At 37.5% G+C, this 11,455-nt stretch carries 10 protein-coding genes; 4 read left to right on the plus strand and 6 right to left on the minus strand.

The genetic code is table 11. The features are described 5' to 3' along the window. Positions 1–188: 188 nt before the first annotated feature. Positions 189–2,951 carry an outer membrane beta-barrel protein gene (locus AC3RVF_RS09245; RefSeq protein ID WP_489693250.1) on the plus strand — a complete coding sequence of 921 codons (2,763 nt, stop codon included), beginning with the start codon at positions 189–191 and terminating at the stop codon, positions 2,949–2,951. A 1-nt stretch (position 2,952) separates the two neighbouring features. Here AC3RVF_RS09245 and AC3RVF_RS09250 read toward each other — a convergent pair whose 3' ends face one another. From AC3RVF_RS09250 to AC3RVF_RS09275, 6 genes are all read right to left on the minus strand, one after another. Further along, entirely contained in the window at positions 2,953–3,447 is a 495-nt protein-coding gene (locus AC3RVF_RS09250) for a TPM domain-containing protein (RefSeq protein ID WP_489691361.1), read from the minus strand. Positions 3,448–3,557: 110 nt separating this feature from the next. Beyond that, positions 3,558–4,358, minus strand: coding sequence for a TPM domain-containing protein (locus AC3RVF_RS09255; RefSeq protein WP_489691362.1), 801 nt, complete (start codon positions 4,356–4,358; stop codon positions 3,558–3,560). A gap of 62 nt (positions 4,359–4,420) precedes the next feature. Beyond that, complete coding sequence (locus tag AC3RVF_RS09260; protein ID WP_489691363.1) at positions 4,421–4,882, minus strand: TPM domain-containing protein; 462 nt, start codon at positions 4,880–4,882, stop codon at positions 4,421–4,423. Between the two features lie 82 nt (positions 4,883–4,964). Then, positions 4,965–5,573, minus strand: a complete 609-nt coding sequence (locus AC3RVF_RS09265; protein ID WP_489691364.1) for a LemA family protein — start codon at positions 5,571–5,573, stop codon at positions 4,965–4,967. Positions 5,574–5,585: 12 nt separating this feature from the next. Further along, positions 5,586–5,915, minus strand: coding sequence for a MerR family transcriptional regulator (locus AC3RVF_RS09270; protein WP_489691365.1), 330 nt, complete (start codon positions 5,913–5,915; stop codon positions 5,586–5,588). Between the two features lie 6 nt (positions 5,916–5,921). After that, entirely contained in the window at positions 5,922–6,899 is a 978-nt protein-coding gene (locus AC3RVF_RS09275) for a M23 family metallopeptidase (RefSeq protein ID WP_489691366.1), read from the minus strand. A gap of 121 nt (positions 6,900–7,020) precedes the next feature. On the opposite strand from AC3RVF_RS09275, the gene alaS reads away from it, so the two are divergent. The 3 genes from alaS (at position 7,021) to AC3RVF_RS09290 (ending at position 11,335) form a co-directional block, all read left to right on the plus strand. Continuing rightward, a complete protein-coding gene (alaS, locus tag AC3RVF_RS09280; protein ID WP_489693251.1) occupies positions 7,021–9,630 on the plus strand; it encodes an alanine--tRNA ligase in 2,610 nt (869 codons plus the stop codon). A 94-nt stretch (positions 9,631–9,724) separates the two neighbouring features. Continuing rightward, complete coding sequence (locus tag AC3RVF_RS09285; protein WP_489693252.1) at positions 9,725–10,678, plus strand: GSCFA domain-containing protein; 954 nt, start codon at positions 9,725–9,727, stop codon at positions 10,676–10,678. A 135-nt stretch (positions 10,679–10,813) separates the two neighbouring features. Then, a complete protein-coding gene (locus tag AC3RVF_RS09290; protein WP_489691369.1) occupies positions 10,814–11,335 on the plus strand; it encodes a DUF6252 domain-containing protein in 522 nt (173 codons plus the stop codon). The last annotated feature ends 120 nt before the right edge of the window (positions 11,336–11,455 follow it).

The raw sequence follows: 11,455 nt of genomic DNA on the forward strand, positions 1-11,455 counted from the left end.
CAATTAGTTTCCACTATGGTATTGCGTTATTTTTAACGTGTAATTAATGGTAAATACTGCAGTTTCACCGAAATATTATAATGCAAAAATCTTTAAAAAGGAGGGGACTGTTTTATTTTAAATTTGCATTGAATTTTTCAAAATATAGCTTTATATTCGATTGTAAATTAAAGTTGCTACACTTTTTTATGCAGAGATTTTTTTCAATTTTTTTCTTCCTATTTGTTTCTTTTGGTTTTTCCCAAAATGTTCACGTTTCAGGTACTTTAATCGACAGTGAAACCCGCGGTCCACTTGAAGCTGCCACCGTTTTTATGGAAACAGTAAAAGACAGTACGTTGATTACTTACACCATTACCGATAAAAATGGCAAATTTGCTTTAGAAGGGAAAACTTCAGAAAAAAGCGTTCGAGTGAACATCAGTTTTGTTGGCTACGAAAACTTTCAAAAGGAAATAAATTTAGATAAACCAATTCAGGATTTGGGGATTATTCCTATTTCGGTTTCGGTAGCAAATCTAGATGAAGTAGTAGTAAAATCGCGCGCTCCCATTACAATCAAAAAAGATACTTTAGAATTTAATGTAGCTTCTTTCAATACAAAAAAGAACGCCACTGTTGAAGATTTACTGAAAGAACTTCCGGGCGTTGAAGTGGACGCGCAGGGCAATATAACCGTTAACGGAAAGCCTGTTAACAAAATCTTGGTCAATGGGAAGCCGTTTTTTGGTGATGATCCAACTATTGCTACCAGAAATCTCACTAAAGAAATTGTTGAAAAAATTCAGGTAACCGATACCAAAACAGATTCTCAAGCATTTACAGGTGAAAAAGGTGATGAAAACAACAAAACCATAAACATCCAAATTGACGAAGAAAAGAACAAAGGTATTTTTGGAAGGGTGGCAGCTGGTGGTGGAACAGATAAACGTTTTGAATATGCCGGCCTTATAAATTACTTTGACAATGATCTTCGGGTTAGCGCTCTTGCGGGAGGGAACAATATAAATTCTCCAGGTTTTAGTTTTGGGGAAATAGAGAAAATGTTCGGTAGCGCTCGAAATGCTAATTTCAACAGCAATGGTTCTTTCAGCATTAACGGGCGGTCGTTTGGCGGAGGCGATGGTATTACCAATTCTCGTACCGCTGGTGCCAATATTGCGGATAACTTTGGAAAAGGCACAGACCTAAGCGCAGATTATTTTTATTCTTCTGCAAATACTTTTAACGAAGAGTTGCGAAACCGTGAAAATATTTTACCAGAGAATAGATATTTCTCAAATGTGAATACTAAATCAGAAAATGATAATGATAGCCATACGGCAAACATGAGTTTTAAAACGCAAATAGATTCTACATTTTTGATTTCTATTCGCCCGCAACTAACACTTAATAAAGCTATTTCTGATTTCACCAAAAATGAAGAAAGCCGTGATTTAGATCAGGAACTGATTAATCAATCTAATAACGATAATCACAGCGAAAGACAGGGAAGTGATTTTAACAACAGACTCACAATCACCAAAAAGTACGGAGCTAAGGGAGGCTTTTTCAGAGTTATAACCAACAACAAAATTAACGCTATCGATAATCAGGATTATACAAATAGTGAAACACAAATTTTTGGCGACGACCCAAATACAATCTCAAGAAATCAACTTTCTGATGGCAGAAAAAGTTCTTCAGACTTTACTGTAACGCCATCGTGGCGAGTGCCCATTATTGCTGATACACTTTTTCTAAATTTTGAATATTCTTTTGAAAAAGATAAACGAAAAGACCAAGTAGATGTTTTCGATTTTGATGTAGTTTCACAAGAATATACAGATTTCAATACTGCGCAGAGTGCCGATTTTACTAATACAAATCAGCAATCCAGTCCAGAAATGGGCGTGACTTATTCTTCCGAAAAAATCTATGCCAGTGTGAATGTTGGTTATGTTTTTAGAACGCTGGAAAGCGATGATGCGCTAAGAGATATAAACTTCAAAAACGATTTTAATGCGTTGGAGATGGGTGTTAATTTTCGATATAAATTCACTAAATCATTTAGCGTATTTTCAGGATATTATCTACAGAATAATGCTCCAGATATAGACCAACTTTCACCTTTTGTAGATATTTCAGATCCATTGAATATTACCAACGGAAACCCAGATTTGAAACCTTCAAACGAGCATCGATTTTATTTTGGAGGAAATAATTACGATTTTAAAAATCAATCTGGCTTCTATTCTTACTTAAATCTCGAAATAACCAATGACCGCGTAGTGCCGAAAACCACCGTGGACGAAAACCTTGTTAGGACTACCACCTACACAAACGTGAATGGCACATATAATTTTTCGGGAAATTTCGGTTTTAATAAAAATTTTAAAATTGACAGTTTACGCACTTTTAAATACGGAGCGTTCATCTATTTGCACGGCAATAAAAATGTGAATTTTATCAATAACGTACAATACAGCAGTAGAACAATTAGTTATACTCCATCATTATATACGAGTTTCAGATGGAAGGATATATTTGAAATAACCCCTAGGTACGCCATTAATTATAGCATCAATAGTTTTGAAATAGACACATTTGAAGACAATAATTACACGCGGCACGAATTCAATTTACGAGCTACTACTTTTGTTCCGAAATTTTTAGAATGGAGCAATGATATCGAATACGTATATAATGCTGATGTTGCCGATGGTTTTAACAGAAGTTATGTTTTTTGGAACAGCTCATTAACCTATTCATTCCTAAAAGATAGCGGTAGTGCAACTCTTAAAGTTTACGATTTGTTGAACCAAAATAATAACGTCCAGCGGACTTCAAACCAAGATTATATACAAGATGTCCAGAGTACGGTTTTAAAGCAATATTTTATGCTTACGCTGAGCTATAAATTTAATACGCTTGGTAAAAAAGGAGAGATAGATGATAATCCGTGGGATTGATTTATTTCCAGGCTTCAATTATCGCATCAACACCCTTGTCGATTCCTTTAAAATAATTACCGTTTTTGAACTCAGGAATCATAGTACTATCGATTATTTGTTCGCATATCGAGTCGGTTAAAATTTTCTCTGTGCCATACCCTGTAGCAATAGCCACTTTTCTGAGTGATTTTGAAAGCACGATTACCAGGCCATTGTCGAGGTCTTTTTGGCCCACACGCCAATAACTTCCCAAATCGCTGGCATACTTTTGAATATCATTGTAGGGCGAAATAGAGTCTACAGTCACCACTACAATTTGTCGTGTTGTAGCATCACCATACTCCACCAATTTGGCGGCAAGCTCGTAATTTTCTGCAGTTGAAAATATATTCGAACTATCTACTACAGCTAATGAATTTGGGTTTTCTGGAAAAACTTCGGAATAATCTCGATCCTGACCTTTACAGGAAAAAACAAGGGTGAATATGAAAATTGATACTAATGAAAGTTTCATTTTTATAACATCTTTAGACCTACAAGGTTTTAAAAACCTTGCAGGAAGTTTCATTCTGAACAAATCTTTTCGATATCTTAAAGAAGTTCCTCTTCAGGGATTAGGGGGTTTTACCAACCACCGCTAGCGCCACCACCTCCAAAGCCACCGCCGCCGAAACCGCCACCAAAGCCGCCTCCGCCACCACTTCCGCCGCCGAAGCCGCCTCCGCCGCCGCCAAAACCACCTCGTCCAAGGCTGCTAAGTACAATTATGTCTAACAGACTGCTCCTACCGCCGCCTTTTCCGCCTTTGCCTCCTTTACGGATTAACGCAATAATAATAATGATAAAAATGAAGATAATAAAGAATGGTATAGGAGTACCGTCTTCTTTTTTTCCGAAATCGCGATCTTCTTTAAATTCTCCTTTTAGAGCCGCAAAAACGGCGTCGCTACCTTGATCTAAACCTTCGTAAAAATTGCCGGTTTTGAACTGGGGAATCATGATGCGGTTAATGATACGTTCAGACATTAAATCGGTAATTCTATATTCAATTCCGTAACCTGTGTTTATGTCCACTTTGCGGTCATCTTTGGCGAGGGTAATTACAATTCCGTTGTCTTCATCTTTTTGACCAATGCCCCATTTCTGTCCCCATTCTGCACCTAGAATTGAAATGTCTTCACCTTTTGTAGTACCGATTATAATACAAACTATTTGTGTGGAAGTTGAATCGGCATATCGTTTCAACTTATTTTTTAAGGCAGATTCTTGGGCAGGCGTAAGTAGGTTTATATAATCGTACACCGAAGTTTGCTCCGCAAGTTTTGGTTTTGGTGGAATTTCATACTGCCCCCAAACATTTTGGAAGCAACATGTAATCGCGATTAATACTAATACGAATTTATATTTCTGAAGAATTTTTTTCATTGAATTTTTTTTGCCAACTTATACGGTTGCTGGCTGGAGCCGAAACACTTTGTACTTAAAAATTATCCTACCGAAATATCGTCCGGCAATTCATTTTTATCATCTTTTTTATAAGGAAAGTGCTTTTTCAATTGTTCGCCAGCTTTTAGTATTCCTTCCACCAAACCTTGTTTCATATCACCATTTTTAAAATGGCTAATAATAACGTCTTTGGTGCTTTCCCAAAAGTTTTGTCCCACAATTTCATTAATGCCTTTATCACCCAAGATAACGAGGGTTCTATCGTTCACGGCAACATATAGTAGCACGCCGTTGCGTTCTTGAGTTTTGGCCATATTAAGCGTATCAAAAACTTCTGCAGCGCGGTCAAATGCATCTATTTGCTCGCCAGGTTCTTCGGTAGAGATAGAACTGGGTTCTAAATGCACACGTATTTCTCCCGAAGTATTTTTTTCGGATATACGAATTGCTTCAATAATTGCTGCTTCTTCCTCTTTGGTGAGAAAATCTTCAACTTTAGACATGCTTTATTTTTTTTTAAATTCTGAAATATTGTTCAGTTGAAAAATACTTCCAACTGCCAATTGCAACTGCTTACTGTAAACTTTATTTTTTGTCTTTTCCTAAGTCGAAGTCTACTTTTGGAGCATTTTCGCTGCCTGCATCTGCTTTAAAGTATGCTTTCTCGTGGAAGCCTAAAACACCTGCAAACATCTTTGTAGGAAACTGATTGATTTCGGTATTGAACAATCGCGCCTCCTCATTGAATCTATTTCTTTCAACGTTGATGCGGTTTTCGGTACGTTCCAATTCGTTTATCAATTCCTTGAAATTTTCATTCGCTTTTAAATCTGGATATCTTTCAAAAACAGCCAATAAACGCGAAAGGGCAGAAGTAACACCAGCCTGAGCTTCTTGGTACTGTGTCAATTGCTCGGGGGTAATGTTTGAAGGGTCAATAGTAACGGAGGTCGCTTTACTTCTGGCTTCAGTAACAGCAATTAAAGTTGACTGTTCAAATTCAGCATAGCCTTTTGCAGTACTTACAATATTAGGGATAAGGTCTGCCCGACGTTGATAGGAACTTTCCACGTTAGCCCATTGCGCAGTTGCTTTCTCGTCTAGCACAACTAATTTGTTGTTTTGACTGGCCAAAGATGATCCAATTATAAAAATAATTCCAAGAATAATAATAAGAGGTAACCATTTTTTCATGATACAATTGATTTAGAGTTGTTCTTTAATTTTTAATAATTCTGCTTTTACCGATTCCAATTTTCTAATAATTTCAAATTGGTCTAGTGTTTTTTGCTTGTTTTCCTTTAAATGGATTTTAGCGCCGTCCAGTGTAAAACCGCGCTCTTTTACCAAATGATAAATGAGTTCAAGATTTTTTATGTCTTGAGGTGTAAACTTGCGATTGCCTTTTGCATTTTTCTTGGGCTTTAGTACATCAAATTCCTTTTCCCAAAAACGTATCAGCGAGGTATTCACGCTGAAAGCTTCGGCTACTTCGCCGATGCCATAATACAATTTTTCTGGTAGGTCTATGTGCATCTAGAATTAATCAAGCGATTGGTTTTCTTCTTGTGATTTTCTCAAAATATCTGCAAATTCTTCTGCAGTTAAACTTCCGTAGTAAAAATTAATTGGGTTAATGCGATCACCGTCTTTAAAAACTTCGTAATGACAGTGAGGCGCCTCGCTTCTTCCGGTACTTCCCACAAAGCCAATAATGTCTCCACGCTGAACTTTTTGTCCCGGACGCACATTGTATTTGTACAAATGCGCATACAGACTCTCATAGCCATAACCGTGTTCTACAACAACGTGGTTTCCGTAGCCCGTGGCGTTATTATCGGCACGTGAAACTTTACCATCGCCAGTTGCATAAACTGGTGTTCCTCGTGAGGCGGTAAAATCCATTCCATAATGAAACTTTCGTGCTTTTGTAAATGGATCTGTTCTGTATCCATAACCTGAAGCCATGCGTGTAAGGTCTTCATTTTTTACTGGCTGAATGGCGGGGATTGCAGCTAAAAGCTTCTCTTTATTCACTGCAAGTTTAGCTATTTCTTCAAGCGATTTTGACTGCACAACGATTTGCTTCGTCAAAATATCTAAATTTCGAGTTGTGTTTGCTATCAATTTTGAATTATTAAAACCCTCTAAATCTTTATATCGGTTTATCCCTCCAAAACCTGCTTTTCGCTGTTCTTCTGGTATAGGGTTGGTTTCAAAATATACGCGATAGAGGTTGTTATCTCTATCTTCAACTTCCGCAAGTACAGCCTGTGCCTGATTTATCTTTTTATTTAAAAGTTCAAATTGCAGGTGCATATTGTTCACTTCCCGTTGTAAGGATAATTCTTTGGGAGTTTGTACAGATGGAAGGTTTATGTAAACCAAAAGCAACAGAAATCCACTCAGTAACGAGCCTAGAATACTTAGCGCGAAAATCTTTAGTCTTCGACCCTTTTTCTTTTCTATTTTTCGGTACGAGAGCGTTTCGCTATCGTAGTAATATTTAACCTTAGACATGCGTTAAAAAATTGCTATTTTTGCGCTTTGTTGTTAGCGCGGAGTAAATGTAACGTTTTTACAAAGATAGAAATAGTTTCCTTCTGCGCCCAACCATTAATTTAGCATAATTTTATAAGAAATGAAGTCCAAGGAAATACGTTCCCAATTTTTAGAATTTTTCAAGTCGAAACAACACACCATTGTTCCATCGGCGCCAATGGTGGTTAAAAACGACCCTACACTAATGTTTGTCAATAGTGGGATGGCACCGTTTAAGGAATATTTCTTAGGAAATGGAAAACCAAAAAGCAACCGAATTACCGATACCCAAAAATGTCTGCGCGTTAGCGGAAAACACAATGATTTGGAAGAAGTGGGAATGGATACCTATCACCACACCATGTTTGAAATGCTCGGGAACTGGAGTTTTGGCGACTATTTTAAAAAAGAAGCAATAGAATGGGCGTGGGAACTTTTAACCGAAGTATATAAAATTGATAAAGAAATTCTTTACGTTACAATTTTTGAAGGGGACGAAAGTGAAGGTTTAGAGCGCGATACCGAAGCCTACAATCTTTGGAAACAATTTGTACCCGAAGACCGTATTTTAAACGGTAATAAAAAAGATAACTTCTGGGAAATGGGCGAACAAGGCCCATGCGGACCGTGTAGCGAAATACACGTAGATATTCGTTCTGCCGAAGAAAGAGCTAAAGTTTCAGGAAAAGATTTGGTGAACAATGACCATCCACAAGTAGTGGAAATCTGGAATTTGGTTTTTATGCAATTCAACCGAAAAGCCAACGGTAGCCTAGAAAAATTGCCTTCCCAACACGTTGATACGGGAATGGGTTTTGAGCGTTTGTGTATGACTTTGCAAAACAAACAAAGTAATTATGACACTGATGTTTTTACACCGCTTATTCGTGAAATAGAAGCGATAACGAATTCTAAATACGGTAAAGACGAGAAAAAAGATATCGCAACCCGCGTTATTGCAGATCACGTTCGTGCGGTAGCTTTTTCTATTGCAGATGGACAATTGCCAAGCAACACTGGTTCCGGATATGTAATAAGAAGAATTTTAAGAAGAGCAATCCGCTACGGTTTTACGTTTTTAGACAAAAAAGAACCGTTCATTTATAAATTGATTGAAACTCTAAGTGCCCAAATGGGGGAGGCTTTTCCAGAACTTATCACAGAAAAGAATTTAATTACAAATGTTATCCGCGAAGAGGAACAATCGTTTCTTCGTACGCTCGATCAAGGTTTGGTGTTACTTGAAAATATTATCGATTCTGCGGATTCCAAGGAAATTTCAGGTAAAAAGGCGTTCGAATTGTACGATACTTTCGGTTTCCCAATAGATTTAACTGCTTTAATTCTTCGTGAACGCGGTTATTCTTTAAATGAAAAGGACTTCGATTCTGAACTTCAGCAACAAAAAGATCGTTCTCGCGCAGCCACGAAAGTGGAAACTGGCGATTGGGTGGTTTTACAAAAAGACGATGTTGAAGAATTTGTGGGTTACGATACGCTGGAAACTCAGGTAAAAATTACACGTTACCGAAGAGTAGAAAGCAAAAAAGATGGCGAAATGTACCAACTTGTTTTCAACCTAACACCTTTCTATCCCGAAGGTGGTGGGCAAGTGGGAGACAAAGGTTATTTAAAAGCGGCAGATGGCGGCGTAACTTATATTGTAGATACCAAAAAGGAAAACAACTTAATAATCCATTTTACAAAAACGCTTCCAAGAAATCCTGAAGCTAGTTTTAATGCAGTAGTTGACGAATTGCAACGAAGCCGAACTGCTTCAAACCACACCGCAACGCATTTGCTTCATCAAGGTTTGCGAAATATTTTGGGCGAACACGTAGCGCAAAAAGGTAGCATGGTTCACAGTCGAAATTTGCGATTCGATTTTTCACATTATGCTAAAGTGACGGATGAACAATTAAAACAAGTTGAAGATTTTGTAAACGCAAGAATCCGCGAGGGAATTGTTTTAGAAGAACGTAGAAATATTCCGTACCAACAGGCAATCGACGAAGGTGCAATTGCACTTTTTGGCGAAAAATATGGCGATGCAGTTCGTGCTATAAAATTCGGAAAATCGATGGAATTATGCGGTGGAACGCACGTGCCGAACACCAATAATATTTGGCATTTTATAATTACTTCGGAAGGCGCAGTTGCATCTGGAATTAGAAGAATTGAAGCTATTACTGGCGATTCGGCAAAACAATATTTTATTGATAGAAGTGAATCTTTTGCATCTCTTCAAAAAGCACTAAATAATTCGCAAGACCCGGTAAAAGCAGTTGAAAGCTTGCAGGAAGAAAATAGCAATTTACAGAAACAAATTCAGCATTTGTTAAAAGATAAAGCCAAGAATTTAAAAGGCGATTTGAAAAGTGAAATTCAAGAAATTAATGGCGTGAATTTTCTTGCTAAAAAGATTGATTTAGACGCTGGCGGTATGAAAGATTTGGCTTTTGAAATGGGCGGTGAAACCGAAAATCTATTTCTAGTTTTTGGCGCCGAATACGATGGAAAAGCTTTACTAGCTTGTTATATTTCGAAGGAATTAGCAATCGAAAAAAGCCTCGATGCTGGAAAAATAATTCGCGAGCTTGGAAAATACATCCAAGGCGGCGGTGGCGGACAACCGTTTTTTGCCACAGCAGGCGGTAAAAACCCAGCAGGAATAGACGAAGCTTTAATAAAAGCTAAATCCTTTGTGTAATTCTGCATCTTCTTTGTGCTACTCTGTGAAATAACTATTACGCAGAGTTGCACGGAGAACCACGGAGGCTCGCTGAGTTTAACCACAATGAAACATGAAACTTCAAACTGAAATACCACTTAAACCCGAAGAAAATCAAATAGATTATTCTTCGGATATACTATTGTTGGGAAGTTGTTTTTCGGAAAACATCGGGGAGAAGTTTGATTTTTTTAAATTTCAGAATCTGCAAAATCCGTTTGGAATAATTTTTAATCCAGTTTCCATTGAAAAACTAATAATTCGGGCGATTGAAAACGACTTTTTTTCCGAAGAAGATATTTTTGAGCACAACGGAATTTGGAAATGTTTTGAGGCACATTCTGAGCTTGCAGCTTTGAACAACGTTGATTTCCTGAAAAATTTAAATTCGGCACTTCAAAATTTACGTGAAGCATTATATACTTCAACACATATAATTTTTACGTTCGGAACATCCTGGGTTTACAGACATTTGGAAAGTGATGAAATAGTCGCCAATTGCCACAAACTTCCGCAGCAGAATTTTAAAAAGGAATTACTTTCCATCGATACTATTTCAAAAAGCATTCAGCATACTGCGGAAAAAATTTCTGCCATAAACCCAAATGTTACTTTTATATATACAGTTTCGCCGGTGCGCCATATAAAAGATGGTTTCACAGAAAATTCACTCAGCAAAGCACATCTAATTGCTGCAATTCAGCAGACATTGTCACTTCCAGCGCAGTCGAGTAGCTTTTATTTCCCTTCTTTTGAAATAATGATGGACGAGTTGCGCGATTACAGATTTTATGCTGAAGATATGCTTCACCCAAATAAAACGGCGATTGAAATTATTTGGCAAAAATTTTCTGAAGTTTGGATTGCTTCAGAAACGGAATCACTTCAGAAGGAAATTTCTTCTATTCAAAATGGTTTACTTCACAGGCCATTCAATTCAGAAAGTGCGGAGAATCTTCAGTTCTTGGAGAAACTTCAGCAGAAAATGGCTTCAATTCAAAATCGATTTCCACACATAAAATTTTAGAGATTCATTGCGCTTTTGGGGGTTAATGTTGCAGAATACGGCAACTGCCCTATTGTGAACTATCTGTGAATGAGGCAATTTTGTTTCAAATAGTATTCACGTATTCGCTTCGGCGGAGAACTAAAACCAAACGTTATGAAATTTTTCAAAAAATCAATTTTAGTATTAATGGCTATCGCAGCCGTGAGTTTAACTTCTTGTAAAAAAGACGACGATGGCGGCGGAGGTGGCTCGGCCGGCTCTGGAACCGTGGCTGCAAAAGTTGGAGGCAGTGATTTTAGATCCATGGAAATTGCTTCAACGGCAAGTCAGTCTACTGGTGGTGGAACCACTACGATTACCCTTCAGGGTTCCGACGCAGATGGTAAAGGAATTTTTATTATCATCAATAATTATGATGGAACTGGAACTTATGAGTTTACAGATTCAAATGTATTCGTAACTGCTACATATATTGAAGCAAATATAGATAACCCCATGGATTCACAAACATGGTCTGCTCCTTACCAAGATAGTGGCGTTGTAGGCGAGGTTAAAGTTTCTGAAAAAACTGATACTAACATTAAGGGCACGTTCAACTTTATGGCTAAAAACGTAAACGGCGATCAGTCCATAAAAAATATTACAGAAGGATCTTTCGATCTTAACTTTCAATAATTAAACACACTAAGAAAAATCTCAGATGTTGAGGTTTTTACGTGGGCCGGGGGCGAAACGCAAGTTTTACCTCCGGTTTTTTTTTGTCCCCCTAGCACCCAAAGGGGAATTACAGAATTA

Source organism: Aequorivita sp. IT1183, assembly GCF_058068265.1.